The following is a 26020-nucleotide window of genomic DNA, read 5'->3' as shown; positions in this document are numbered from 1 at the left end:
ATGCCCCAGGACGTCTACGACCCGCCCGCACTCGCCCCCGGAACGCTCCGGGTGATCCCGCTCGGCGGGCTCGGCGAGATCGGCCGCAACATGACCGTCTACGAGATCGACGGCAAGCTGCTGATCGTCGACGTCGGCGTGCTCTTCCCCGAGGAGCACCAGCCGGGCGTCGACCTGATCCTCCCCGACTTCACGCCGATCCGCGACCGCCTCGACGACGTCGTCGGCGTCGTGCTCACGCACGGCCACGAGGACCACATCGGCGCGGTGCCGTACCTCCTGAAGCTCCGCCAGGACGTCCCGCTCCTCGGCTCGGAGCTGACGCTCGCGCTCATCCAGGCGAAGCTCAAGGAGCACCGCATCCAGCCGGTCTCGCACGTCGTCCGCGAGGGCGGCACCGAGCGGATGGGGCCCTTCGAGCTCGAGTTCGTGGCGGTCAACCACTCGATCCCGGATGCGCTCGCGGTCGCGATCCGCACGAAGGCCGGCCTCGTGCTCCACACGGGCGACTTCAAGATGGACCAGCTGCCGCTCGACGAGCGCATCACCGACCTGCGCGCTTTCGCCCGCCTCGGCGAGGAGGGCGTGGACCTCTTCCTCCCGGACTCCACGAACGCCGACGTGCCGGGCTTCACGGCCCTCGAGCGCGACATCGGCCCGGTCATCGAGGGCGTCATGGCGAAGGCGCGCCGCCGCGTCATCGTCGCGAGCTTCTCGAGCCACGTCCATCGTGTGCAGCAGGTGCTGGATGCGGCGGCCGCGAACGGACGCCAGGTCGCGCTGATCGGGCGCTCGATGGTCCGCAACATGGGGATCGCGGCGGAGCTCGGCTACCTGCGCGTGCCGGACGGCATCCTCATCGACAGCAAGAAGGCGATGAACCTGCCCGACGACGAGGTCGTCTTCATGAGCACGGGCTCGCAGGGCGAGCCGATGGCGGTCCTCGCGCGCATGGCCAACCTCGACCACCAGATCGAGATCGGCGAGGGCGACACCGTCATCCTCGCCTCGAGCCTCATCCCCGGCAATGAGAACGCCGTCTACCGCGTCATCAACGGGCTCATGAAGCTCGGCGCGAAGGTCGTCCACAAGGGCAACGCGAAGGTGCACGTCTCGGGCCACGCGGCGGCCGGCGAGCTCCTCTACTGCTACAACATCCTGCAGCCGACCAACGTCCTCCCGGTGCACGGCGAGACCCGTCATCTCACGGCGAACGCGGCCCTCGCGATCGAGACCGGCGTCCCGGCCGCGAACACCTTCATCGGCGAGAACGGCCTCGTGATCGACATGACGGACGGCGTCGCGGACGTCGTCGGCCAGCTCGATCTCGGCTACGTGTACGTCGACGGCTCGACGGTCGGCGAGATCACGGACGCCGACCTCAAGGACCGCCGCATCCTGTCCGAGGAGGGCTTCATCTCGATCTTCCTCGCGATCGACAAGCAGACGGGCCGCGTCATCGTCGGTCCGGAGATCCAGGCGCGCGGCTTCGCGGAGGATGCGGAGATCTTCGACGACATCCGCCCGAAGATCCTCCAGGCGCTCTCGGAGGCGGCCGCGAACGGCACGCGCGACCAGCACGGGTACACGCAGGTGGTCCGCCGCACGGTCGGCCGCTGGGTGAACACGAAGCACCGTCGCCGCCCGATGATCATCCCGGTGGTCATCGAGGCGTGACCGGATCGTGATCGACACGTGAAGGATGCGTGATCCCCGCGTCCTCGAGGGCTGACAGGATTCGGACATGAGCCGCGCTCCGATCCCCGTCCCCGTCGTCGGCGTCCTCGCCGCCACCGCGCTCCTCGCCGGATGCACCGCGGCGCCGCCGGCGGCTCGACCCGCACCCGATCCCGCGCCGAGCGCGAGCACGGCGCCGAGCCCGACGCCGAGCCGCCCCGCGACCGGGGACCTCGTGCTCGGCCCCGGCGGCTTCGCGGCGCTGCCGCTCGGCACGCGTGCCGCGGATCTCGATCCCGCGACCGCCATGGCGAGCTTCGACCCCGAGGCCTGCCCGGGAGCCGTCGCCGGCTACGAGGGGCTCTGGGCGGTCGACCCGTCGTACGCCGCCGAGAACCCGTTCGGCCCCGACACCGCCTTCGCGGTCGCCGGCGTCGACGACGTCATCACCCGCATCGACCTGTACAACGGGGATGTCGCGGTCGAGGGCGGCCTCCGGGTCGGCGACGCGCGCGCCGACGTCGAGGCGGCCTACCCCGACGCCGAGCAGCTCGTCCACGGGGGCGGGGTGTCGACCGTCTACCTCGTCCCGGGTGACGGCGGCGTCCTGCAGATCGAGGTCGCCGGCGACGACGAGCGGTACTGGGCCGACTCCGCGACCGAGCCCGGGCACGTCTTCGCGGTCCGGGCCGTCACCGCCGACACGGAGCCCTACGGCATCGCCGGCTCCGACAACGTGCTGGGAGACTGCCCGCTGTAGCCATTCCCGCGGCGCGCGCCCCGCCTCCCGGCGAGCGCGCGAGCCGCGGGTACCGTGACCGCATGGCCACGAGCACACGGTCGAAGAACGGGCGTGCCCGCACGGGGTCGGCCCCTGCCCGCACGTCCAGGAGCGCGAAGGCGCCCGCGAAGACGCAGGCGACGAAGCGCTACACGGCCAAGCAGCAGCAGGTCCGCATCGAGGACGAGGGCCCCGGCATCCTCACCTCCGCCTGGCTCGGGCTCGCGCACGTCGTCGGCGGCGCGGCGCGGCTCTTCGGCAAGGAGTCGCTGGAGAAGGACGAGCGCCGCGACGGCGTGCCGTTCCTCCTCGTCCTCCTCGCGGTCGCCGGCGCGGTCGTCGAGTGGTTCAACCCGCGCCACGAGGTCGCGATCGCCCTCGACGCCTTCACCTTCGGCGGGCTGCTCGGCCGCGTCGCCTTCGCGCTGCCGGTCATCATGCTCGTGTTCGCCGTCTGGCTGTTCCGGCATCCCTCGAGCGTGCACGACAACACCCGCATCGGCATCGGCCTGGGGCTCATGCTCACGAGCATCTCGGGCATCTGCGCGCTCGCGGGCGGCACGCCCCAGCCGGACGACGGGATGCCGGTCCTGGCCCGCGCGGGCGGCATCGTCGGCTGGGTGGTCACCCAGCCCTTCGTCGCGCTCTCGGCGCCGTGGGCGGCCTGGCCGCTCGTCTGCCTCGTGCTCGCGCTCTCGCTGCTCATCATCACGAAGACGCCCCCGAACCGCATCCCGAGGCGGCTCCACGAGCTCTACGCCTACCTCTTCGGCGCGCAGCTGCCCGAGCCGGCGGAGAAGCCGGAGCGCGGCGGCCGCGACGCGGATGCGCCCGCCGACGAGCACCTCGACGCCTTCAGCGACCTCGGCCTCGACATGGAGGACGAGAGCTCGATGCCGTGGTGGCGCCGCGGCAAGAAGCGCGAGGAGAAGGCCTTCGACCAGGTCATCGCCGACGAGCAGGCGACCGACGTCGTCGCCCCGCCGGCGTCGGCGCAGGCCGCGGCGGCGGCCGCCGAGGTCCCGGCGTTGTCGAGTCCCGAGGGCGGGTTCGGGATCGAGCTCCTCGAGGAGCTCGTGAAGGCCGAGGATGCCGTGAAGCGTTTCACGGGCGAGGTCGAGACGGGCGCGACGGCGATCCGGGAGGACGCGCCGCAGGAGGCGCTCGAGACGAGCGAGGCCCCGCGTCTCGCCCCGAAGCCCGCCTCCTCGCCGAAGCGCCCCTACCGGCTGCCCGCGGCCTCCGTGCTCGCGGCGGGGACGCCGCCGAAGGCGCGGACCGCCGCGAACGACGAGATCATCGCCGCCATCACGAGCGTGCTCGGCCAGTTCCAGGTGGATGCGAAGGTCACCGGCTTCACGCGCGGGCCGAGCGTCACCCGCTACGAGATCGAGCTCGGCCACGGCGTCAAGGTGGAGCGCGTGACGGCGCTCGCGAAGAACCTCTCGTATGCGGTCGCCTCGAACGAGGTCCAGATCCTCTCGCCGATCCCGGGCAAGAGCGCGATCGGCGTCGAGATCCCGAACCGCGACCGCGAGATCGTCTCCCTCGGCGACGTGCTGCGCTCGGGGGCGGCGGCGAAGAGCCAGCACCCCATGACCATCGGCCTCGGCAAGGACGTCGAGGGCGGCTTCGTCGTCGCGAACCTCGCGAAGATGCCCCACCTCCTCGTCGCGGGCTCGACGGGATCCGGCAAGTCGAGCTTCATCAACTCGATGATCACGAGCGTGCTCATGCGGGCGAAGCCGGCCGAGGTGCGCATGGTGCTCATCGACCCGAAGCGCGTCGAGCTCTCCGCGTACCAGGGCGTGCCGCACCTCATCACGCCCATCATCACGAACCCGAAGAAGGCGGCCGAGGCGCTCCAGTGGGTCGTGAAGGAGATGGACATGCGGTACGACGACCTCGCGTCGTTCGGCTTCCGCCACATCGACGACTTCAACCGCGCCGTCCTCGCCGACGAGATCAAGCTGCCGGAGGGGTCCCAGCGCACGCTCCAGCCCTACCCCTATCTGCTCGTCGTCGTCGACGAGCTCGCGGACCTCATGATGGTCGCCCCGCGCGACGTCGAGGACTCGATCGTGCGCATCACGCAGCTCGCGCGCGCCTCCGGCATCCATCTCGTGCTCGCGACGCAGCGGCCCTCGGTCGACGTCGTGACGGGGCTCATCAAGGCGAACGTGCCGAGCCGCCTCGCCTTCGCGGTGTCCTCCATGACGGACTCGCGCGTCATCCTCGACCAGCCGGGCGCCGAGAAGCTCATCGGGCAGGGCGACGGCCTGTTCCTGCCGATGGGCGCCTCGAAGGCGATCCGCACGCAGGGCGCCTGGGTGCAGGAGGCCGAGATCAACGAGGTCGTCAAGCACGTGACGGAGCAGGCGCGCCCCGAGTACCGCGACGACGTCGCGGCGGTCGTGGAGAAGAAGGAGATCGACGCGGACATCGGCGACGATCTCGAGCTGCTGCTCGCGGCGGTCGAGCAGGTCGTGAACACGCAGTTCGGCTCGACCTCGATGCTCCAGCGGAAGCTCCGCGTCGGCTTCGCGAAGGCGGGGCGGCTCATGGACCTCATGGAGTCGCGCGAGATCGTCGGCCCCTCGGAGGGCTCGAAGGCGCGCGACGTGCTCGTCACGCCCGAGCAGCTGCCCGGGATCCTCGCGACGCTCCGCGGGGAGCCGGCGCCGGGCGGGTCGGCCGCCGCCGCGGGTCCCGCAGCGCCGGTCGATCCCGTCGAGGCCATGACGAGCGGCTATCCTGAGGAGGACGGCCCCTCGGACGAGGACGCCTGGAACCTGACCGGCAGGGAGTGACCGCATGGCGCTCTCGGAGCCCCGTCCCAATCCGATGCGAGGCCGCGTCGCCCGCAACGGCGACACGCAGGCCAGCCTCGGCAACGTGGCGAACATCGTCACGATCGCGCGCATCCTCATGGCGCCCGTCTTCATCTGGCTGCTCCTCGCGGATGCCGGCGAGCTCGGCGTGCTGCGCTGGGTCGCGGCGGGCCTCTTCGTCTTCGCGATCGTCACGGACTCGGTCGACGGCCTCCTCGCGCGCCGCCAGAACCTGGTGACCGACTTCGGCAAGCTCGTCGACCCGATCGCCGACAAGGTCCTCATCGGCGGCGCACTCGTCGCGCTCGTGATCCTGCGCGAGCTGCCCTGGTGGGTCGCCGCGCTCATCCTGGTGCGCGAGATCGGCATCACGGTGTTCCGCTTCATCGCGCTTCGCGACCGGGTGATCGCGGCCTCCGTCTGGGGCAAGCTCAAGACGGTCGTGCAGGCGGTCGCGATCTCGCTCGCCCTGTTCCCCTTCGCGCTCCTGCTCGGCTCCTGGGTCGACATCGCGAACCTCGTGCTCATGTCGCTCGCGGTGGTGCTGACGGTCGGCAGCGGGATCGAGTACCTCGTGGCGGCGGCCCGCGCGGGGCGCTCGCGCGCGTGAGCGCCGAGTCGCTCGTCGCCGCGCTCGCGGCGCGGGGGATGACGCTCGCGGTCGCGGAGTCGCTCACCGGCGGGCTGGTGGCCTCCTCGATCATCGCCGTGCCGGGGGCGTCGCAGGTGCTCCTCGGCGGCGTCGTCGCCTATGCGACGGCGCTCAAGCGGGATGCGGTCGGGGTGGATGCGGCGCTGCTGGAGCGGGAGGGCGCCGTCCACCCCGAGGTCGCCGCCCAGCTGGCCGACCGGGTCCGCGGCGCGCTCGCGGTCGACGGCCGCCCGGCGGATGCCGGCATCGGCACGACGGGCGTCGCGGGTCCGGCTCCCCAGGACGGCCGCGCGCCGGGCACGGTGTTCGTCGCGGCGGCGGCGGGGGAGCGCGTCGTCGTCGAGGAACTCGAGCTGCACGGCTCGCGTGCGGAGATCCGGGCGGCGGCGGCGGCGGCGGCGCTCGAGCTGCTCGAGCGGGCCCTCGATCCGGGGTCTGTGGAATAGGCCCGGTTTCGATCACGTTACAGGCAGCGGGTTCACACGCCCCGCCCAGTCCGAGCCGGTTACAGTTGCTGCATCCGACGGGGGTAGGGTGGGCACCCCGCACCCGCGGCCCGCGGGCCGCACCCGACGCGCAGAAGGAGGATCACCATGATTCTGGTTCGACAGGAGATCGGCGACGTCCTCCGCGATGTCCGCCTGCAGAAGGCCATGACCCTGCGCCAGGTCGCCTCCCGCGCGAGCGTCGCGCTCGGCTACCTCAGCGAGGTGGAGCGCGGCCAGAAGGAGGCGTCGAGCGAGATCCTCGCCTCGGTCGCCGAGGCCCTCGACACCCCGATCTCGTTGATCATGCGCGAGGTGGGCGACCGCCTCGCCGTCATCGAGGGCGTCGACACGGTCTCGCCGGTCGTCCCCGACGTGCTCCCCGACGAGCTCGTGGCCGAGTTCGACGCCGACCTCGCGGTCCGCTGAGCCGTCCCGCCATCTCCTCGATGCCCCGGTCCCGGCCGGGGCATCGCCGTCTCCGCTCGAAGGGCCGCGCGTGAAGATCAGCGAGTTCCGCCGCGCCGTCGACGACGAGTTCGGCGCGGGCTTCGGGCGCGTGCTCGTCCGCGACTCGGTGCTCGCGGATCTCGGCGACCGCACACCCGAGGAGGCGCTGGAGGCGGGACTTCCGGCGCGCGAGGTGTGGCTCGCGCTCTGCCGCTCCCGCGACGTGCCGGTGGACCGCCGGCACGGCGTCGGGCTCCCGGATCCGCGGAGCTGAGCCGCTCGCTCCGGACCGAGCCCCGGGTGCGCGTTCGAATGCGCCGACACGCCGACGCGCCGCTGCTCGAACATCTGTTCGCATCGGAGTAGTCTCCTCAACAGGTCGAGATTCCGTCGCTCCTCCACGGTTCGCGGGTCGCCCGGCATGGATGTCGGTCGCCCCCCGTAGCGTCTGGAGCGTCGGAAGCAGACCACCGCACCGCACCGGAGAGACCGCCAGTGATGCCTGGAGGAGGATCCGGCTCGATGCGGCAGCCCTGTCCCGAACCCGAGCGCCCGGCACCATCGGCGCGAGGCGGGCGGACAGCCGATGGGCGCACCACCACGACAGACGAAGGAGACCCCTCATGCCCAATCCCGCAGACCGCGAGAAGGCCCTCGAGACCGCACTCGCCCAGATCGACCGGCAGTTCGGCAAGGGCACGGTGATGCGACTCGGCAGCGACGAGCGCGCGCCGGTCGCCGTGATCCCCACGGGCTCCGTCGCGCTGGACGTGGCCCTCGGCATCGGCGGGCTCCCGCGCGGCCGCATCATCGAGATCTACGGCCCGGAGTCCTCCGGAAAGACGACGCTGACGCTCCACGCGATCGCGAACGCGCAGCGCAACGGCGGGATCGCCGCCTTCATCGACGCGGAGCACGCGCTCGACCCCGAGTACGCGAAGAAGCTCGGCGTCGACATCGACGCGCTCCTCGTCTCGCAGCCCGACACGGGCGAGCAGGCGCTCGAGATCGCCGACATGCTCGTGCGCTCGGGCTCGATCGACCTCGTCGTCATCGACTCGGTCGCGGCGCTCGTGCCCCGCGCGGAGATCGAGGGCGAGATGGGCGACAGCCACGTCGGCCTCCAGGCGCGCCTCATGTCGCAGGCGCTCCGCAAGCTCACGGGCGGACTGAACCAGACCCAGACCACGATGATCTTCATCAACCAGCTCCGCGAGAAGATCGGCGTGTTCTTCGGGAGCCCCGAGACCACCGCGGGCGGCAAGGCGCTGAAGTTCTACGCCTCGGTCCGCCTCGACATCCGCCGCATCGAGACCCTCAAGGACGGCTCGGACGCGGTCGGCAACCGCACGCGCGTCAAGGTCGTGAAGAACAAGATGGCGCCGCCCTTCAAGCAGGCGGAGTTCGACATCCTCTACGGCGTCGGGATCTCGCGCGAGGGCAGCCTCATCGACTACGGGGTCGAGCACCTCATCGTCAAGAAGTCGGGCGCCTGGTACACCTACGACGGCGATCAGCTGGGGCAGGGCAAGGAGAACGCCCGCAACTTCCTCATCCAGAACCCCGACATCGCGGCCGACATCGAGCGCAAGATCCTCGCGAAGCTCGGCGTCGGCGGCGCGGTGCCGGTCGAGGAGCCCGGCGAGGCGAACGTCGAGTCGATCAGCGGCAAGCTCGCGGCCCGCAAGGCCGTCGGGGAGTAGCCGACATGGATTCGGAGCGTGCCGACGGGGGTCTCGCCCCCGTCAGCTACCTGCCGGGTGCGCGTCCCCCCGCAGCGTCCCCGTCGGCCGCTCCGAGCTCCGAGCACCCCTCGCTCGGCCGGCGCGACGGCGCGGGAGGGCGAGCCGCCGATGCGGCGTGGGCGGTCCCGGGCCAGGAGCCGCGCCGTGGCCGGCTCCGGGCGGTCGACCAGGCGGAGTCCTCGCCCGGCTCCGCGCTCGGAGCGGAGCTCTCCGCCGATGAGCCCTCCGTCGAAGAACTCCGGGCCGAGGAGCGGGAGGCCCCCGGCCCCGAGGACCCTGATGCCGCCGCGCATCGGGCTGAGCGCATCTCCATGAGCGCACTGACCCGCCGGGGGCTGTCGCGCCGAGAGGTCGAGCGCACGCTCGCGACGCGCGATCTCGCGCCCGAGATCGTCGAGTCGGAGGTCGAGCGGCTCGAGCGCGTCGGGCTCATCGACGACATGGCGCTCGCGCAGCAGCTCGTCGGCACGCTGCAGGAGCGCAAGGGGCTCGGCCGCTCGGCCATCGCCGCGGAGCTCACGCGGCGCCTCGTGTCGCCCGCTGCGATCGAGTACGCGCTCGAGCTCGTGGAGACCGGCGACGAGCTCGCCCGGGCACGCGAGATCGCCGAGAAGCGCGCCGGGCAGCTCCGGCACCTCGACCGCGAGGTCGCCGAGCGCCGGCTCTCCGCCTTCCTCATGCGGCGCGGCTACGGCGGCAGCACCGTCCGCGCCGCCGTCGACGCCGCGCTCCCGAAGCGCGGTGCGAACGGCACGCAGGTCCGGTTCCGATAGCAGCGAGCCCCGCACGTAGAATCGGGCCACCATGACCCTTCTCGAGCAGAGCACGCCGACCGCCGACGGCACCGGGCGCACCTACGAGGTGCGGACCTTCGGATGCCAGATGAACGTCCACGACTCGGAGCGGCTGAGCGGCTCGCTCGAGGCGGCCGGCTACGCGCGGGCCGGCGCCGGCCAGGAGGCCGACGTCGTCGTCATCAACACCTGCGCGGTGCGCGAGAACGCCGACAACAAGCTCTACGGCACCCTCGGCCACCTCGCCGCCGTGAAGCGCGAGCACGAGGGCATGCAGATCGCGGTCGGCGGCTGCCTCGCGCAGAAGGACACGTCGACCATCGTCGAGAGGGCGCCCTGGGTGGATGTCGTCTTCGGCACCCACAACATGGGCTCGCTCCCGGGGCTCCTCGAGCGTGCCCGCCACAACGGCGAGGCCCAGCTCGAGATCCTCGAGTCGCTCGAGGTCTTCCCGTCCACCCTCCCGACCCGGCGCGAGTCGGCGTCCTCCGGCTGGGTCTCCATCTCGGTCGGCTGCAACAACACCTGCACCTTCTGCATCGTCCCCGCGCTCCGCGGCAAGGAGAAGGACCGCCGCCCGGGCGACATCCTCTCCGAGATCCAGCTGCTCGTCGACGACGGCGCGATCGAGGTCACGCTCCTCGGCCAGAACGTCAACTCCTACGGCGTCGAGTTCGGCGACCGACTCGCCTTCGGCAAGCTGCTCCGCGCGGCGGGCGCGATCGAGGGGCTCGAGCGCATCCGCTTCACGAGCCCGCATCCGGCGGCGTTCACCGATGACGTCATCGAGGCGATGGCCGAGACGCCGAGCGTCATGCCCCAGCTCCACATGCCGCTCCAGTCCGGCTCCGACCGCATCCTCAAGGCCATGCGGCGCTCCTACCGCTCGGAGCGCTTCCTCGGGATCCTCGAGCGCGTGCGCGAGCGCATCCCGCACGCCGCCATCACGACCGACATCATCGTCGGCTTCCCCGGCGAGACCGAGGAGGACTTCGAGGAGACGATGCGCGTCGTCGAGGCCTCGCGCTTCGCCTCCGCCTTCACCTTCCAGTACTCCATCCGCCCCGGCACGCCGGCGGCGACCATGGACGACCAGGTGCCGAAGGCGGTCGTGCAGGCGCGCTACGAGCGGCTCACGGCGCTCCAGGACCGCATCTCGGCGGAGGAGAACCAGTCCGTGGTCGGCCGCGAGGTCGAGGTGCTCGTCGCGCCCTCCGAGGGGCGCCGCGACGGCGAGACCCAGCGGCTCTCGGGTCGTGCCGAGGACAACCGCCTCGTGCACTTCGAGCTCACGCCCGGCAGCATCGCCCCCCGACCCGGCGACGTCGCGACCGTGCGCATCAGCCGCGCCGCGCCGCACTACCTGATCGCCGACTCGGCCGACGGCGCGCCCATCCCGGTCCGCCGCACCCGTGCAGGCGACGCCTGGGATCGCGCCGAGGCCGAGAGCTGCGCCGTTCCGGCCGCCCCCGCCGGCGGCACCGCGAGCGGCGCGCGCAGCGTGAGCCTCGGCCTTCCCGGCCTGCGTCCCTCCTCGTGACGGCCCGCGGGGAGGCGCTGCCGCTCATCGCGATCGTCGGCGCCACCGGCACCGGCAAGAGCGAGCTCTCCCTCGACCTCGCCGAAGCCCTCGCCTCCCGCGGCCACGCCGCCGAGATTGTCAACGCCGACGCCATGCAGCTCTACCGCGGCATGGACATCGGCACGGCGAAGCTCCGCGAGCCCGAGCGGCGCGGCATCCCGCACCACCTGCTCGACGTGCTGGAGCCGGTCGAGGAGGCGAGCGTGGCCCGCTATCAACAGGTCGCCCGCGCGACGATCGAGGGCATCCTGGCCCGCGGCGCCGTGCCGATCATGGTCGGCGGCAGCGGCCTCTACGTCTCGAGCGTCGTCTACGACTTCCGCTTCCCGGGCACCGACCCCGAGGTGCGCGCCCGGCTCGAGGCCGAGCTCGAGGAGCTCGGCCCCGGTGCCCTCCACCAGCGGCTCCGCACCATCGACGCCGGGAGCGCCGAGGCGATCGGCCCCCACAACGGCCGACGGCTGGTGCGCGCCCTCGAGGTCGTCGAGCTCACCGGCACCTCGGTCGGCGGCGGGCTTCCGAGCGAGTCGGCGCTGTGGCGCCGCACCGCGACCATCGGGCTCCGGCTCGAGCGCGCCCCGCTCGTCGAGCGGCTCGACGCCCGCGTCTCGAGGATGTGGAGGTCGGGGCTCGTGGGCGAGGTCGAGGCGCTGCGGCCGGCCGGCTTCGGCGTCACCGCATCCCGGGCGATCGGCTACGCGCAGGCGCTCCTCCAGCTCGACGGGCTGCTCAGCGAGCGCGAGGCGGTGGAGCGCACCGCCGCGCTCACGCGCCGCTACGCGCGACGGCAGGTCGGCTGGTTCGGCCGCTACCGCGACACGAGCTGGATCGCGGCCGACGACGAGGCCCGCGTCGGCCTCGCGACAGCGGCGGCGCTAGCCTTGATGCCGTGACGAGCGCACTCCGATTCACCAAGGGCCACGGCACCGGCAACGACTTCGTGCTGCTCGTCGACGCCGACGGCGAGCGGCCGCTGAGCCGTGCGCAGCTCGCCTACCTGGCCGACCGGCGCTTCGGCATCGGCGGCGACGGCGTCATCCGCGCGGTCCGCTCGGCCGCCCTCGACGAGCCGGCGGCGCGCGCCGCGTCGGAGGCGGGCGCGGAGTGGTTCATGGACTATGTGAACGCCGACGGCAGCCCCGCCGAGATGTGCGGCAACGGCATGCGCGTCTACCTCGAGCACCTGCTCGCCGAGGGGCTCATCGAGCTCGCGGTCGGCGAGACGGCGGCGATCGGCACCCGCGGCGGAGTGCGCCAGGTGCGACGCGAGGCGGGCGGATCGGCCGTCGACCTCGGCCGCTGGGTCGCGGTCGACGGCGAGCCGACCGTGCAGGCGCTCGGCCTCCAGGTCGCGCGCCCCGGTCAGCCGATCGACGTCGGCAACCCGCACATCGTGGTCGCGCTCGCGAGCGACCTCGAGCTCGACGGCCTCGACCTGCACCAGGCGCCCCTCGTGGACCCCGCACCCGTCGACGGCGCGAACATCGAGTTCGTGGTGCCCGCCGATCCGCTCGTCCTCGACGGCGTCGGGCGCATCCGGATGCGCGTCCACGAGCGGGGGAGCGGCGAGACGCTCTCCTGCGGCACCGGCGCCGCGGCGGCGGCCCTCGCCACGCGCCTCTGGGCGGGCGCGGGCGCGCCCGACGCCTGGCAGGTCGAGGTCCCCGGCGGCACGGTCGGCGTGCGCGTCATCCCCGATGAGGCGGGCGATCGCGTCGAGCTGAGCGGACCGGCCGAGCTCGTCTACTCGGGCGAGATCGCGCTGCCCGAGCTCTGACCGCGTCGCCTGGCCCGCAGCACGCGGTAGCCCTTGTTCGTCGCGGCGCGCGAGACGGCCAGCTCCTCGGCGAACCGCGTCTGCATCCAGCGCTGGAGCGAGTCGGAGCCGAGGTTGCGCTGCACGACGAGCCAGGCGTCGGAGGCCTCGTCGAGGCGCGGCAGCCAGGTCTCGAGGAGGCTGTGGAGCTCGTTCTTGCCGACCCGGATGGGCGGATTCGACCAGATCGTCCGGAAGACGAGGTCGGCGGGAACATCCCGGGCGAGCACGGCGTTGACGTTGTGGAGACCGAGCGAGTCCGCATTGCGCCGCACGAGCTCGAGCGCCCGCTCGTTGACGTCGACCGCCCACACGGTCGCGCGAGGGGACTCGAGGGCGAGCGACAGGGCGATCGGCCCCCAGCCGCAGCCGAGGTCCAGCAGGTTCCCGCCCGGCGGCGGAGCCGGCACGTTCTGGAGCAGCACCTGGGTCCCGGTGTCGATGCGGTCGGGGCTGAAGACGCCGCCGGCGGTCACGAGCTCGCGCTCGGCGCCGGCCAGCCGGACGTGGACGGTGCGGGTGACGAGGGCACCGGACGGCTGTGCCGTGAAGTAGTGCTCGCTCGCCATGCAAGAGAACCTATCGAATACGGGTGGCTAGGGTGAGACCTGAGATGACGATCGACGACGACGCACGTCCCGAGCGGGACCCACTGGACCGCGTGCTGGCCAACGAGCAGGCGCGGGCCGTCGGGGTGTCCCGATTCGGCGCGGGCAGCGGTCAGCGCGCGAGCGCCCTGCAGGACGACTCGGCCTACGAGGAGGACCGCGACGGCGCGCAGCTGGAGCGCGAGGAGCGTGCCGCGCTGCGCCGCGTCGCCGGGCTCTCGACCGAGCTCGAGGACGTCACGGAGGTCGAGTACCGCAAGCTCCGCCTGGAGAACGTGGTGCTCATCGGCGTGTACTCGGGCGGCACCCTCGAGGACGCGGAGGTCTCGCTGCGCGAGCTCGCGGCCCTCGCGGAGACGGCCGGCGCGGTCGTGCTCGACGGCCTCCTCCAGCGGCGCCCGCACCCCGACCCCGCGACCTACATCGGCCGCGGCAAGGCGCAGGAGCTCGCGGACATCGTGCAGGCGGTCGGCGCCGACACGGTCGTCGCCGACACGGAGCTCGCCCCGAGCCAGCGTCGCGCGCTCGAGGATGCCGTGAAGGTCAAGGTGATCGACCGCACGGCCGTGATCCTCGACATCTTCAGCCAGCACGCGAAGAGCCGCGAGGGCAAGGCGCAGGTCGAGCTCGCGCAGCTCGAGTACCTGCTGCCGCGCCTCCGCGGCTGGGGCGAGTCGATGTCCCGTCAGGCGGGCGGCCAGGTCGGCGGCGCGGGAGCCGGCATGGGCTCGCGCGGCCCAGGTGAGACGAAGATCGAGCTCGATCGCCGGCGCATCCACCAGCAGATGTCGAAGCTGCGCAAGCAGATCAAGGGCTTCGCGCCGGCTCGCGAGGCGAAGCGCGCGAACCGCGACCGCTTCGAGATCCCGAGCGTCGCGATCGCGGGCTACACGAACGCCGGCAAGTCGAGCCTGCTCAACCGCATGACGAAGGCGGGCGTGCTCGTCGAGAACGCGCTCTTCGCGACCCTGGACCCGACGGTGCGCCGGACCTCGACCCCCGACGGCCGCATCTACACGCTCGCCGACACGGTCGGCTTCGTGCGCAACCTCCCGCACCAGCTCGTCGAGGCCTTCCGCTCGACGCTCGAGGAGGTCCGGGACTCCCAGGTCATCGTGCACGTCGTCGACGGCGCGCACCCGGATCCGGCGGCCCAGCTCTCGACCGTGCGCGATGTCATCGGCGAGGTCGACGCCCGGGATCTCCCGGAGCTCGTCGTCTTCAACAAGAGCGATCTCCTCGACGAGGATGCTCGGCTCCTGCTCCGCGGGCTCGCGCCGGACGCCATGTTCGTCTCGGCCCGCACCGGGGAGGGCGTGGAGGCGCTCCTCGACCGGATCGCGGAGCTCCTGCCGCAGCCGGACACCGAGCTCGAGCTCCTCGTGCCCTACGACCGCGGCGACATCGTCTCCGCGGCGCACGACGGCGCCCGCGTCCTCGAGACCGCGTACGAGGAGGAGGGCACGCGCCTCAGCCTCCTCGCGACGGCGGCGCAGGCGGCGCGCCTGCAGTCGATGGTCGACGAGGTCGCGGCGGCGCCCTCGGCCGCGTCCTCCGCGGCGGCTCCGGCCGACTGAGCGCAGCGCTGCGATCCGACACTCGACGGAGTGTCACATTGCGCAACCTGGCTGGATCCGCCCTCCCGAGCGATCTACCGTGGTGCTCCGACGATCCGCGCCCCCGCGGTGAGCGCAACAGCCGAGCCCGGCACCTGCCTCGTGTCGCACGACATCCGTGCGCCCTGAGAGAGGAGCCCCCGTGGCCGCATTCGAGCTGGACGAGGAGCGCGGCGACCGCGCCGCCCAGGCCGACGGCGCCGACGCGGCGGGGGAGCCCGCCTGTCCCGGGCGCACCTTCTCCTTCGAGCTCTACCCGCCGCGCACCCCCGCCGCGGAGGCCGGCCTCTGGTCGACGCTCCACCGGCTCGTGGCGGCCGGCCCCGAGTTCGTCTCGGTGACCTTCGGCGCCGGAGGCGGGACGCGCGACCGCTCCCTCGAGGTCCTCACGCACCTGCTCCGCGAGACCTCGGTGAAGCCGATGGCGCACCTCACCTGCGTCGGCTCCTCCTACGCCCAGGCCAGCCGCCTCATCCGCGAGTTCCTCGACGCCGGCGTCACGAGCTTCCTCGCGCTGCGCGGCGACCCGCCCGCGGACGCTCCCCCCGGCGAGACCGGGCTCGGGGATCTCGGCTCCGCCGGCGAGCTCGTGCAGCTCATCCACCGCGTCCAGAAGGAGCGCGTGCCCTTCGAGGAGCTCGACGTGCCGGGCGCCCCCGGCGCGAAGCGGCTCGCGAAGGGCGAGAAGGTGATGATCGCGGTCGCGGCCTTCCCGACCGGCCACCCGCGCTCCCGCTCGAGGGCGCAGGACATCGACACCCTCCTCGCGAAGGAGGCGGCGGGCGCGAATCTCGCGATCACGCAGCTCTTCTTCGAGGCCGACGACTACCTCGGCTTCGTGCAGCGGGCACGGGAGGCGGGGGTGCGGATGCGCATCCTGCCCGGCATCATGCCCGTGCTCTCCGCTCGTCGCCTGCACCGCATCGTCGAGCTCACCGGCGAGGCGCTCCCGGAGCAGCTCCTCCGCGACCTCGAGCGCGCGGACGAGCCGGAGGCCGTGGGGATCGCCCACGCCGCCCGGCTCGGTGCGCGACTGCTCGAGGGCGGCGCGCCCGGCCTCCACCTCTACACGTTCAACCGCGCCGAGGCGCCCCTCGCGGTGCTCCGCGAGACGGGGCTCCTCGACGACGCACCGACCCCGTCCACCCCCGCCCATCTCGTGAAGGACCCCGCATGACCACCGCACCCGCCCTCCCCTCCGGCACGATCCTCGGCTACCCGCGCATCGGCCGGCATCGCGAGCTCAAGCGCGCCGTCGAGGCCCGCTGGTCGGGCTCGATCGACGCCGCCGAGCTCGAGTCCCGCGCGGCGTCGCTCCGCCGGGCGACGCGCGAGCGGCTCGCCGAGCTGGGCCTCGCCCGTCACGGCTCCGCGATCCCGGAGTCGTTCTCCTTCTACGACCAGGTGCTCGACGCGGCGCTCGCGGCGGGCATCGTGCCGGAGCGCTTCGCCGATCTGCAGGACGAGCGCGGCGCGGTCGACGTCGACGGGCTGTTCGCGATCGCGCGCGGCGACGAGCGGCGGGCGCCGCTGGAGATGACGAAGTGGTTCGACACGAACTACCACTACCTGGTGCCCGAGATCGGGCCCGCGACGCCGTTCCGGGCGGTCGCGGATCGCGCGGTCGCGCTCGTCGCCGAGGCGCGGGAACAGGGGTTCACGACGCGGCCCGTCCTCGTGGGGCCCGTGACGCTCCTCGCGCTGAGCAAGGCGGCCGAGGGCTCGCCGTCGGGCTTCACGCCGCTCGACCGCGTCGCCGAGCTCGTGCCGGTCTACCGCGAGCTCCTCGCGGCGCTGGCCGAGGCGGGGGCCGAGTGGGTGCAGATCGACGAGCCGGCGCTCGTGAGCGAGTCGCTCGGGGTCCCGCGCGAGCGGGTGGTCGAGGCCGCGCGCGCGGTCTACGGCGAGCTCGGGCGGGACCGTCCGATCGGGATCCTCGTCGCGGCGCCGTACGGCGAGCTCGGCGACGCCTTCTCCGTCCTCACCGCCGCGCCGATCGACGCCGTCGCGCTCGACCTCGTCCGCGGCGCCGTCCCGGAGGGCGTGCACACGCCGCTCCAGCTCGTCGGCGGCGTCGTCGAGGGGCGGAACGTCTGGCGCGGGGATCTCGCGGCGGCGGCGGACCGGCTGGAGGCGCTGCGCGCGGTCTCGCCCCGTGTCGTCGCGGGCACCTCGACGAGCCTCCAGCACGCACCGCACACGCTCGAGGACGAGTCGGAGCTGGACGGCCGCCTGCGCTCCTGGCTCGCCTTCGCGGACGAGAAGGTCGGCCAGGTCGCGGCACTCGCCCGCGGGCTCGACGAGGGCCGTGCGGCGATCGCCGGCGAGCTGGAGGCCGCGACGGCCGCGCTGGCGGACCGCCGGGCGGCACCCGGGGTCCGGGACGGCGGGGTCCGGGCGCGCGCCGCATCCCTCCCCTCCGACGCGGCCGACCGCGGCGACCTCGACGGGCGCCGCGCCGCGCAGGCGGCGTCGCTCGCGCTGCCCGAGCTGCCCACGACCACGATCGGCTCCTTCCCGCAGACCGGGGAGATCCGCCGGGCGCGCGCGGCGCACGCCCGCGGCGAGCTCGACCGCGCGGGCTACGAGGCGTTCCTCCGCGCCGAGATCCGCGAGGTCGTCGCGCTCCAGGAGCGGCTCGGCCTCGACGTCCTCGTGCACGGCGAGCCCGAGCGCAACGACATGGTTCAGTACTTCGCCGAGCACCTCGACGGCTTCGCGGTCACGCAGCACGGCTGGGTGCAGTCCTACGGCTCCCGCGCGACACGGCCGTCGATCCTCTGGGGCGACGTCGCGCGCCCCGAGCCGATCACGGTCGCGTGGTCGAGCTACGCGCAGTCGCTCACGTCGAAGCACGTGAAGGGGATGCTGACCGGCCCCGTCACGATCCTCGCCTGGTCCTTCGTGCGCGACGATCAGCCGCTCGGCGAGACGGCGGAGCAGGTGGCGCTCGCGCTGCGCGACGAGATCGCCGACCTCGAGGCGGCCGGCATCCGGATCGTCCAGGTCGACGAGCCGGCGCTCCGAGAGCTCCTGCCGCTCCGCCTCGCGGCGCAGCCGGCCTACCTCGACTGGTCGGTGCGCGCGTTCCGCCTCGCGACGGCGGGCGCCGCCCCCGCGACGCAGATCCACACGCACCTCTGCTACTCGGAGTTCGGCGCCGTGATCGACGCGATCGACGGGCTGGATGCGGATGTCACCTCGATCGAGGCGGCGCGCTCCCGCATGGAGGTGGTCGACGACCTCGAGCGCTCCGGGTTCTCGCGAGGGATCGGCCCGGGCGTCTACGACATCCACTCGCCGCGGGTGCCGGGCACGGAGGAGATCTCGGAGCTCCTCGAGACGGCGGCGCGGGCGATCCCGGCCGATCGCCTGTGGGTCAATCCCGACTGCGGTCTCAAGACCCGCGGCTACGAGGAGACGGTCGCCTCGCTCGAGCATCTCGTCGAGGCCGCGCGTCGCGTGCGCGAGGGCGTCCGGGTCTGACGCGATCCCCGGCATCCTCCCGTCCTGCGTGGGGGAGGATGCCGGGGTGCCCTTCACCCCGAGCCACGCCGCCGCGGCGCTCCCGTTCCTCCGCTCGGGGCTGCCGCCCGCGGCGCTCGTGCTCGGCACGATGGCGCCCGATCTGCTCTACTACGCGCCGATCGAGGTGCCGCGGGGCCTGAGCCATTCGCTGCTGGGCGCCGTCACGCTGGACCTCGCGCTCGCGCTCCTGCTGTTCGGGGTCTGGCGCGGCTGGCTGCGCGATCCCGTCGCCGACCTCCTGCCCGCGCCGCTGCGGGTGCGCGTGCCGCCCGCGCGCCGTCGGGTCGCGGCTCGGGAGTGGCTCCCGGCAACCGGGGCGGCGCTCATCGGGATCGCCACCCACCTCGGCTGGGACGCATTCACCCACCGCGGCGCGGTCGCGTCGGCGCTCGGGCTCGAGCGCGAGGTGCTCGGCCTGCCGATCACCTCGCTGCTCCAGCACGGCTCGACGGTCGCGGGCGCGCTCGTGCTCGTCGCGTGGGCCGTCCACCTGGTTCGGAGGACGCCGCGCGCGGAGCCGGCCTCGCCGTCGCGTCTCGGGGCGCGGTCGCGCGCGGTCGCGCTCGGCGCACTGCTCGGGCTGTTCGCGACGACCGCGCTCCTCGTCTGGGCCGCGGGAGGCCTCCGGGTGGAGCCGCAGCTCGTGTTCCGCGTCGCGACGACCGCGGTCGGCGTGCTCGTGCTCGGCACGGCGGCGTACGCGGCGTGGTGGCGGCTGGTGCCGCGGGGGCGCGGCTAGACCGCCCGGAGGACCGCGACGACCTTGCCGAGGATCTCGGCGCCGTCGCCGGGGATCGGCTCGAACGCCGAGTTCCGGGGGAGGAGCCAGGTGTGACCGTCCCGACGGCGGAAGTCCTTGACGGTCGCCTCGCCATCGATCATGGCGGCGACCGTCTCGCCGTTCTCGGCGGTGCGCTGCTGCCGGACGACGACCCAGTCGCCGTCGCAGATCGCGGCGTCGATCATCGACTCGCCGACGACCTTGAGCATGAAGAGCTCGCCCTTGCCCACGAGCTGCCGGGGGAGCGGGAACACCTCCTCGACCTGCTGGTCGGCGGTGATCGGGATGCCGGCGGCGATGCGGCCGACGAGCGGCACCATGGCCGCGTCCCCGACGGGGGCGCTCGACTCGGCGTCCTCGGCCTGCGGGAGGTCGATGAGCACCTCGAGCGCGCGCGGCCGGTTGGGGTCGCGGCGGAGGTAGCCGGAGAGCTCGAGCTGCTTGAGCTGGTGCGTGACGCTCGAGAGGGAGGCGAGCCCGACTGCGTCGCCGATCTCGCGCATGCTCGGCGGGTAGCCGCGGGTCGAGACGGAGCGCTGGACGAACTCGAGGATGGCCTGCTGCTTCTCGCTGAGGCTCGTGCGGCGGCGGGTGCCCCCTGCGCCCTGGCCGGCTGGGCCCTGGTCGGTCATCGCGTCTCCAATGTCGGTGGCTCGTGATCTCGTATCTCTCGAACAGTCGAAACTGTATCCGCCGATGCGGGTGCAGGCAAACATCTGTTCGAGCGTGTCGCCCGGATTGCCGGGCGAGCCGGCCCGGATCCTCGCAGATCCGGGCCGGGGCTTGAACATATGTTCGATCGAAGCTATGTTCGAGACCACGGATCCAGTCCGGCCTCCCGGCCGAGCGCCGGACCGGATCCGTCCAACCAGGAGGCGACCATGACCAGCACGGCGATCACGACCGGTACGGCGATCACGAGCAGCACGGCGATCACGAGCACGGCGACCGGCAGCGCGGCGACCCGCGCCAGCACCGGCGGCACCCCGCGCCTGCGCATCACGCGCCGCGGCCGCGTCGTCCTCGGTGCCCTCGTGGTGCTCCCGGTGGCGGCGCTCCTCGCGGGGCTCGGCCTCATGAACGCCGGCTCGGCCGTCGCGAGCGTCGAGCCCGGCGCCGAGCTGTCCTACGTGACGGTCATGTCGGGCGACTCGCTGTGGGAGCTCGCCGAGGCCATCGAGCCCGAGGGCGACACCCGGACGCTCGTCGACGAGCTCGTCGCGCTCAACCGCCTCGACGGCGGCGCCCTCGAGGCCGGCCAGCGCATCGCGATCCCGGCGCGGTACGACTCCTGAGCCGGGGCGCGGCGACGCCGCGCGAGCGCTCTAAAATCGTCGGGTGACCTCGCTCGCCGACCTCCCCATCCGCGACGACCTCCGCGGCCAGACGCCCTACGGCGCCCCGCAGCAGCAGGTGCGCTACGCGCTCAACGTCAACGAGAACACCCACCCGATCCCGGAGGACGTGGCCCGCCACATCGTCGAGGCGATCGCGCGCGCGGTCCTCACGGTCAACCGCTACCCCGATCGTGAGTTCACCGTCCTCCGCGAGCACCTCGCCGCCTATCTCGGGCACGGCCTCCAGCCCGCCTCCGTCTGGGCCGCGAACGGCTCGAACGAGATCATCCAGCAGCTGCTGCAGGCCTTCGGCGGCCCCGGCCGACGCGTCCTCGGCTTCCCGCCCACGTACTCGATGCACTCGATCATCGCGGCCGGCACCGGCACGGAGTGGGTCGCGGCCGAGCGCGACGCCGACTACCGGATCTCGCCCGAGACGGCGGTCGCCGCGATCGAGCGCGAGGATCCGGACCTCGTCTTCCTCTGCTCGCCGAACAACCCGACCGGCACCCCCCTGCCGCTCGAGACGATCGAGGCGGTCTACGGCGCGAGCCGCGGCATCGTCATGGTCGACGAGGCCTACGCCGAGTTCGCGCCCGCCGGGCAGCCGAGCGCGCTCACGCTCCTCGCGGGGCGCGAGCGCCTCGTCGTCTCGCGCACGATGAGCAAGGCCTTCGCCTTCGCCGGGGCCCGCGTCGGCTACCTCGCCGCCGACCCGGCCGTCGTCGACGCGCTGCGGCTCGTCCGCCTCCCGTATCACCTCTCCGCCCTCACGCAGGCGGCCGCCGTCGCGGCGCTCGAGCACGCGCCGACGATGCTCGCGATGGTCGACGAGATCGCGGCCCAGCGGGATCGCATGGTCGCGGAGCTGGGCGCGCGCGGCTACACGGTCTGGCCGAGTCACGCCAACTTCGTGCTCTTCGGCGGGCTCGCGGACGCGCACGCGGTCTTCGAGGCGCTGCTCGCGCGCGAGGTCCTCATCCGCGACACCGGCATCCCCGGCCACCTCCGCGTCACGGCCGGCACGGCCGAGGAGACCACCGCCTTCCTCGCGGCGCTGGCCGAGGTCGACCCTCGGTAGGATCGTGGCCATGAGCTCCCAGCGCGTCGCGCGCATCACCCGCGAGACCAGCGAGTCGAGCATCGACCTGACGCTCGACCTCGACGGCACCGGCCGCTCCGACATCCAGACCACGGTGCCCTTCTTCGACCACCTGCTCACCGCGTTCTCGAAGCACTCGCTCGTCGACCTCGCGGTCCGTGCCTCCGGCGACACCGAGATCGACGTGCATCACACGGTCGAGGACACCGGGATCGCGCTCGGCACCGCGATCCGCCAGGCGCTCGGCGACAAGTCGGGCATCGGCCGCTACGGCGATGCGCTGGTCCCGCTCGACGAGGCGCTCGCGCGTGCCGTCGTCGACGTCTCCGGGCGCCCGTACCTCGTGCACGGCGGCGAGCCGGCGGGCTTCGAGCACCACCTCATCGGCGGCCACTTCACCGGCTCGATGGTCCGGCACGTCCTCGAGGCCATCGCCTTCAACGCGGGCCTCACGATCCACGTCGAGGTCCTCTCGGGCCGCGACCCGCACCACATCGCGGAGGCCGAGTTCAAGGCCCTCGCGCGCGCCTTCCGCGCCGCCGTCGAGCCGGACGCCCGCGTCGTCGGCATCCCCTCGACGAAGGGCGCGCTCTAGGTGTCGGCGCGCCCATCGGTCGTCGTCCTCGACTACGGCTCCGGCAACATCCACTCGGCCGCGAAGGCGATCGAGCTCGCCGGCGCCGAGGTCGAGGTCACGCGCGATCGCGCCGCCGTCATGGCCGCAGACGGCCTCTTCGTGCCCGGCGTCGGCGCCTTCGAGGCGGTCGTGACGGCGCTCGAGGCGGTGCGCGGCGGCGAGCTCATCGAGCGGCGCCTCGCGGGCGGCCGCGCCGTCATGGGGGTCTGCGTCGGCATGCAGGTCATGTTCGAGGGCAGCACGGAGCGCGGCGCCACGACGGCGGGCCTCGGCGAGTGGCCGGGGGAGGTCCGCGAGCTGCGCGCCCCCGTCCTGCCCCACATGGGCTGGAACTCGGTCGCGCCGGATCCGGCCTCCGCGCTGTTCGCGGATCTCGCCGAGGAGCGCTTCTACTTCGTGCACTCCTACGCCGCGACCGACTGGAGCCTCGAGGTCATGCCGCCCTTCCCCGAGCCGCGGCTCACCTGGGCCGAGCACGGCGAGCGGTTCCTCGCGGCGGTCGAGAACGGGCCCCTCTCGGCGACCCAGTTCCACCCCGAGAAGTCGGGCGAGGCGGGCATCCGGCTGCTCGCGAACTGGCTCGGGACGCTGTGATCGGAGCCGTCCACCAGGTGCGCTACGCTCTGAATCTTGTGTGCGGGCGCCGACCCGCAGGAAGCACGGACATCACCACGCCATGACCGAGTTCAACAAGGCTCCCGCCCTCACCCTCCTCCCCGCGGTGGACGTCGCAGACGGCAGGGCCGTCCGGCTCACGCAGGGCGAGGCCGGCTCGGAGACGAGCTACGGCGATCCCATCGAGGCGGCCGACGCCTGGGCGTCCGACGGCGCCGAGTGGATCCACCTCGTCGACCTCGACGCCGCCTTCGGCCGCGGCAGCAACCACGCGATCATCAAGCGGGTCATCAAGAGCGTCCCGCGTCGTGTGAACATCGAGCTCTCGGGCGGCATCCGCGACGACCGCACCCTCGAGGCGGCGCTCGCGACGGGCGCCAAGCGCATCAACCTCGGCACCGCCGCGCTCGAGAACCCCGAGTGGGCGGCGCATGTCATCGCCGAGTACGGCGAGGCGATCGCGATCGGCCTCGACGTCCGCGGCACGACGCTCGCGGCGCGCGGGTGGACGAAGGAGGGCGGCGACCTCTGGGCGGTCATGGACCGCCTCGAGAGCGCGGGATGCTCGCGCTACGTCGTCACGGACGTCACGAAGGACGGCACCCTGCGGGGCCCGAACCTCGAGCTGCTCCAGCAGGTCATGGACCGCACCCACAAGCCCGTCATCGCCTCCGGCGGCGTCGCGAGCCTCGACGACATCGCGGCGCTGCGCGAGCTCGTCCCCCAGGGGCTCGAGGGCGCGATCGTCGGCAAGGCGCTCTATGCGGGCGCCTTCACCCTCGCTGAGGCGATCGACGTCGCGAGCGACTAGCCGGACGGCGCACGTGGCCTCCGCCGACTCCGCCGGGATCCCTTTCGAGGGGCGGGCGTTCCACCCGAACCCGCTCGCGGGCGACGACGGCGGCGCCGATCCGCGCCTGCTCGAGGCCCTCCGCCGCTTCCGACTCCGCGAGACGGGGGAGCGCGAGGTGCTCGCGGCGCTGCGCGGCGCCCGTCTCCTCGTGCCGCTGCTCGCCCATCGCGGCGAGGAGGGGGTCGGCGCGCACGGGCAGCTCGTCGACAAGACGCAGGAGCTCGCGATCGTGACCGTCACGGCCGCGGACGGCCGCGCCGTCCTCCCCGCCTTCTCCTCCGTGGAGACGCTCCAGCGCTGGAACCCGCAGGCGCGGCCCGTGCCGGTGGATCCGGCGCGCGCGGCCCTCGCAGCGGCCTCCGACGGCACGGAGCTGCTCGTGCTCGACCCGACCTCCGAGACGGAGTTCGCCCTCCGCCGCTCGGCGCTCCGAGCGCTCGCGACGGGGGAGGCCTGGGTGCCGCCGGTGGAGGACGCGGCCGTCCTCGCGGCATTCCGGGCCCCTGCCGCCGCCGAGCGCGCGGTGCTGGGACTCTCGCTCGCGCAGGGCGACCCCTCGGCGCGGCTGCTCGCCCCCGAGGTCCTCGTGGAGCTCTCGCTCGCCCCGGGCCTCGACCGCGCCGCGCTCGATGCGCTCCTCGCGCGGCTCCAGGCGGCGTGGGCCGCGGAGGCGGTCGTCGCGGAGCGCGTCGACTCGATCGGCGTGCGCCTGCGCCGCGCCTAGGTGACGGGTCCCGTCCACTTCTCGCCGGCGCCCTTGCCGATCTCGTCGGGGAACGGCGAGGCCTCGCGGAAGGCGAGCTGGACGGAGCGGAGCCCGTCGCGCAGCGCCCGGGCGTGGTGATCGCCGAGGTGGGGCGCCGACGCGGTCACGAGTCCGGCCAGCGCATCGATGAGCTTGCGCGCCTCGTCGAGGTCGAGCTCCTGATCGGGGTCCTCGGCGAGACCGCACTTCACGGCGGCGGCGCTGAGCAGGTGGACGGCCACGGTGTTGATGACCTCGACGGCGGGCACGTCCGCGATGTCGCGGACCTCCTCGTCGACGCTCAGATCGACCAGGTCGGGGGCGGTCTCGTCGACTCGGGGATCGTGCTCGCTCACACGCGGCCTCTCTGCTAAACTCATGCGGGCTCCGGGGCCAGTTCCCGGAAACGAAAGTGGAGAGATCCCACCCGTCGACCGCATCATCAGGTTACCGGGTCCAGTTGATCGGCCGATCCAGGCCGATGGCGCACTCCGCCGGAGCGATTCCGGTCGAACAGGGTGCCGGTCAGCTCGCTTTCGTGCCATGAATCTCACGAAGGAGCGACGCATCAGCGATCCCAGAACGAACGAGCGCATCCGCGTTCCCGAGGTCCGACTCGTCGGACCTGCCGGCGAGCAGGTGGGTGTCGTCCGGATCGAAGACGCACTGAAGCTGGCGCAGGAGGCGGATCTCGACCTGGTCGAGGTGGCCCCCAACTCGCGCCCGCCGGTGGTCAAGATCATGGACTACGGCAAGTTCAAGTACGAGGCTGCGCAGAAGGCCAAGGAGGCCCGGCGCAACCAGGCGAACACGATCCTCAAGGAGGTCCGTTTCCGCCTGAAGATCGACAAGCACGATTACGAGACGAAGATGAAGCGCGCGGTCGGCTTCCTCGAGGCGGGCGACAAGGTCAAGGCCATGATCCTGTTCCGAGGCCGCGAGCAGTCGCGACCGGACCAGGGCGTCCGGCTGCTGCAGCGCTTCGCCGAGGATGTCGCCGAGTACGGCTCGGTGGAGTCCAACCCGACCATCGACGGTCGCAACATGGTCATGGTTATCGGCCCGCTGAAGAACAAGGCGGAGGCGAAGGCCGAGGCGAATGCGCGACGCGCCGAGAGCAAGGCCCGGGCCCCGAGGCCCGAGCAGGACGAGGCCGACACCGCGGCCGAGACAGAGGAAAAGAACAATGCCTAAGCAGAAGACGCACTCCGGCGCCAAGAAGCGGTTCCGGGTCACCGGGTCCGGCAAGGTCGTGAAGCAGGGGTCCGGCATGCGCCACAACCTCGAGAAGAAGTCCTCACGACTCACCCGCCGCCTGAACGGCGACGTGGTCCTGGCTCCCCAGGACGCGAAGGTCATCAAGAAGCTCCTGGGCAAGTGACCCG

At 72.9% G+C, this 26020-nt stretch carries 27 protein-coding genes; 24 read left to right on the top strand and 3 right to left on the bottom strand.

The genetic code is table 11. The features are described from left to right. The 12 genes from OF852_RS04800 (at position 1) to dapF (ending at position 12774) form a co-directional block, all read left to right on the top strand. Positions 1–1677: a ribonuclease J gene (locus OF852_RS04800; protein ID WP_271120666.1), complete on the top strand. Its 1677-nt coding sequence runs from the start codon at positions 1–3 to the stop codon at positions 1675–1677. A 67-nt stretch (positions 1678–1744) separates the two neighbouring features. Next, the gene (locus OF852_RS04795) at positions 1745–2437 is read left to right on the top strand and encodes a hypothetical protein (RefSeq protein WP_271120665.1); all 693 of its coding nucleotides are present in this window, start codon (positions 1745–1747) and stop codon (positions 2435–2437) included. A gap of 62 nt (positions 2438–2499) precedes the next feature. Continuing rightward, positions 2500–5268 (top strand): FtsK/SpoIIIE family DNA translocase, encoded by a 2769-nt coding sequence (locus tag OF852_RS04790; protein ID WP_271120664.1) that lies wholly within the window; start codon positions 2500–2502, stop codon positions 5266–5268. A gap of 34 nt (positions 5269–5302) precedes the next feature. Further along, positions 5303–5899: a CDP-diacylglycerol--glycerol-3-phosphate 3-phosphatidyltransferase gene (gene pgsA / locus OF852_RS04785; protein ID WP_271121115.1), complete on the top strand. Its 597-nt coding sequence runs from the start codon at positions 5303–5305 to the stop codon at positions 5897–5899. Beyond that, positions 5896–6387, top strand: coding sequence for a CinA family protein (locus tag OF852_RS04780; protein ID WP_271120663.1), 492 nt, complete (start codon positions 5896–5898; stop codon positions 6385–6387). The genes pgsA and OF852_RS04780 overlap by 4 nt, the downstream gene beginning before the upstream one ends. Positions 6388–6534: 147 nt before the next feature. Continuing rightward, positions 6535–6855, top strand: a complete 321-nt coding sequence (locus OF852_RS04775) for a helix-turn-helix domain-containing protein (RefSeq protein WP_271120662.1) — start codon at positions 6535–6537, stop codon at positions 6853–6855. Positions 6856–6925: 70 nt separating this feature from the next. Next, positions 6926–7150 carry a DUF3046 domain-containing protein gene (locus tag OF852_RS04770; RefSeq protein WP_271120661.1) on the top strand — a complete coding sequence of 75 codons (225 nt, stop codon included), beginning with the start codon at positions 6926–6928 and terminating at the stop codon, positions 7148–7150. A gap of 349 nt (positions 7151–7499) precedes the next feature. After that, entirely contained in the window at positions 7500–8579 is a 1080-nt protein-coding gene (recA, locus tag OF852_RS04765) for a recombinase RecA (RefSeq protein WP_271120660.1), read from the top strand. A gap of 353 nt (positions 8580–8932) precedes the next feature. Then, a complete protein-coding gene (locus OF852_RS04760) occupies positions 8933–9394 on the top strand; it encodes a regulatory protein RecX (RefSeq protein WP_271120659.1) in 462 nt (153 codons plus the stop codon). A 31-nt stretch (positions 9395–9425) separates the two neighbouring features. Then, positions 9426–10955: a tRNA (N6-isopentenyl adenosine(37)-C2)-methylthiotransferase MiaB gene (gene miaB, locus OF852_RS04755; RefSeq protein ID WP_271120658.1), complete on the top strand. Its 1530-nt coding sequence runs from the start codon at positions 9426–9428 to the stop codon at positions 10953–10955. Further along, positions 10952–11890 carry a tRNA (adenosine(37)-N6)-dimethylallyltransferase MiaA gene (miaA, locus tag OF852_RS04750; RefSeq protein ID WP_271120657.1) on the top strand — a complete coding sequence of 313 codons (939 nt, stop codon included), beginning with the start codon at positions 10952–10954 and terminating at the stop codon, positions 11888–11890. Before miaB ends, miaA begins: the two co-directional genes overlap by 4 nt. Further along, positions 11887–12774: a diaminopimelate epimerase gene (gene dapF, locus OF852_RS04745; RefSeq protein ID WP_271120656.1), complete on the top strand. Its 888-nt coding sequence runs from the start codon at positions 11887–11889 to the stop codon at positions 12772–12774. The genes miaA and dapF overlap by 4 nt, the downstream gene beginning before the upstream one ends. On the opposite strand, the gene OF852_RS04740 is transcribed toward dapF, so the two are convergent. Further along, positions 12741–13382 carry a class I SAM-dependent methyltransferase gene (locus OF852_RS04740; RefSeq protein ID WP_271120655.1) on the bottom strand — a complete coding sequence of 214 codons (642 nt, stop codon included), beginning with the start codon at positions 13380–13382 and terminating at the stop codon, positions 12741–12743. The two genes, dapF and OF852_RS04740, sit on opposite strands and share 34 nt — an antisense overlap. Positions 13383–13426: 44 nt before the next feature. Between OF852_RS04740 and hflX the strand changes: the two genes are divergently transcribed. From hflX to OF852_RS04720, 4 genes are all read left to right on the top strand, one after another. Beyond that, positions 13427–14998, top strand: coding sequence for a GTPase HflX (gene hflX / locus OF852_RS04735; protein ID WP_271120654.1), 1572 nt, complete (start codon positions 13427–13429; stop codon positions 14996–14998). A 181-nt stretch (positions 14999–15179) separates the two neighbouring features. Next, the gene (locus OF852_RS04730) at positions 15180–16214 is read left to right on the top strand and encodes a methylenetetrahydrofolate reductase (protein ID WP_271120653.1); all 1035 of its coding nucleotides are present in this window, start codon (positions 15180–15182) and stop codon (positions 16212–16214) included. After that, positions 16211–18523 carry a 5-methyltetrahydropteroyltriglutamate--homocysteine S-methyltransferase gene (gene metE / locus OF852_RS04725; RefSeq protein WP_271120652.1) on the top strand — a complete coding sequence of 771 codons (2313 nt, stop codon included), beginning with the start codon at positions 16211–16213 and terminating at the stop codon, positions 18521–18523. The genes OF852_RS04730 and metE overlap by 4 nt, the downstream gene beginning before the upstream one ends. A 46-nt stretch (positions 18524–18569) precedes the next feature. Then, positions 18570–19304 (top strand): DUF4184 family protein, encoded by a 735-nt coding sequence (locus OF852_RS04720; RefSeq protein WP_271120651.1) that lies wholly within the window; start codon positions 18570–18572, stop codon positions 19302–19304. Here the strand turns inward: OF852_RS04720 and lexA are convergent. After that, positions 19301–19978: a transcriptional repressor LexA gene (lexA, locus tag OF852_RS04715; RefSeq protein ID WP_271120650.1), complete on the bottom strand. Its 678-nt coding sequence runs from the start codon at positions 19976–19978 to the stop codon at positions 19301–19303. The two genes, OF852_RS04720 and lexA, sit on opposite strands and share 4 nt — an antisense overlap. Positions 19979–20227: 249 nt before the next feature. Here lexA and OF852_RS04710 point away from each other — a divergent pair, with 249 nt between their 5' ends. The 6 genes from OF852_RS04710 to OF852_RS04685 all read left to right on the top strand — a co-directional run bounded on the left by OF852_RS04710 (position 20228) and on the right by OF852_RS04685 (position 24614). Beyond that, positions 20228–20641 carry a LysM peptidoglycan-binding domain-containing protein gene (locus tag OF852_RS04710; protein WP_271120649.1) on the top strand — a complete coding sequence of 138 codons (414 nt, stop codon included), beginning with the start codon at positions 20228–20230 and terminating at the stop codon, positions 20639–20641. A 43-nt stretch (positions 20642–20684) separates the two neighbouring features. Beyond that, positions 20685–21764: a histidinol-phosphate transaminase gene (locus OF852_RS04705; protein WP_271120648.1), complete on the top strand. Its 1080-nt coding sequence runs from the start codon at positions 20685–20687 to the stop codon at positions 21762–21764. A 10-nt stretch (positions 21765–21774) separates the two neighbouring features. Beyond that, complete coding sequence (gene hisB / locus OF852_RS04700) at positions 21775–22380, top strand: imidazoleglycerol-phosphate dehydratase HisB (protein ID WP_271120647.1); 606 nt, start codon at positions 21775–21777, stop codon at positions 22378–22380. Beyond that, positions 22381–23016 carry an imidazole glycerol phosphate synthase subunit HisH gene (gene hisH, locus OF852_RS04695; RefSeq protein WP_271120646.1) on the top strand — a complete coding sequence of 212 codons (636 nt, stop codon included), beginning with the start codon at positions 22381–22383 and terminating at the stop codon, positions 23014–23016. An 82-nt stretch (positions 23017–23098) separates the two neighbouring features. After that, entirely contained in the window at positions 23099–23848 is a 750-nt protein-coding gene (priA, locus tag OF852_RS04690; RefSeq protein WP_271120645.1) for a bifunctional 1-(5-phosphoribosyl)-5-((5-phosphoribosylamino)methylideneamino)imidazole-4-carboxamide isomerase/phosphoribosylanthranilate isomerase PriA, read from the top strand. Positions 23849–23861: 13 nt separating this feature from the next. Beyond that, positions 23862–24614, top strand: coding sequence for an SseB family protein (locus tag OF852_RS04685; RefSeq protein ID WP_271120644.1), 753 nt, complete (start codon positions 23862–23864; stop codon positions 24612–24614). Here OF852_RS04685 and OF852_RS04680 read toward each other — a convergent pair. Beyond that, positions 24611–24991: a DUF1844 domain-containing protein gene (locus OF852_RS04680; RefSeq protein WP_442908648.1), complete on the bottom strand. Its 381-nt coding sequence runs from the start codon at positions 24989–24991 to the stop codon at positions 24611–24613. The genes OF852_RS04685 and OF852_RS04680 overlap by 4 nt on opposite strands. 187 nt (positions 24992–25178) lie before the next feature. On the opposite strand from OF852_RS04680, the gene infC reads away from it, so the two are divergent. Both infC and rpmI read left to right on the top strand, forming a co-directional pair. Beyond that, on the top strand, positions 25179–25829 hold the full coding sequence (gene infC / locus OF852_RS04675; RefSeq protein WP_271120643.1) for a translation initiation factor IF-3: 651 nt from the start codon (positions 25179–25181) through the stop codon (positions 25827–25829). Further along, a complete protein-coding gene (gene rpmI, locus OF852_RS04670) occupies positions 25822–26016 on the top strand; it encodes a 50S ribosomal protein L35 (RefSeq protein ID WP_271120642.1) in 195 nt (64 codons plus the stop codon). Before infC ends, rpmI begins: the two co-directional genes overlap by 8 nt. Positions 26017–26020 lie beyond the last annotated feature (4 nt).

This window comes from Homoserinibacter sp. YIM 151385, assembly GCF_027912415.1.
In the GTDB taxonomy this organism is placed as follows: domain Bacteria; phylum Actinomycetota; class Actinomycetes; order Actinomycetales; family Microbacteriaceae; genus Schumannella.
The sequence above is the reverse complement of the archived record's forward strand: the minus strand, read 5'-3'. Positions and strand labels throughout refer to the sequence as shown.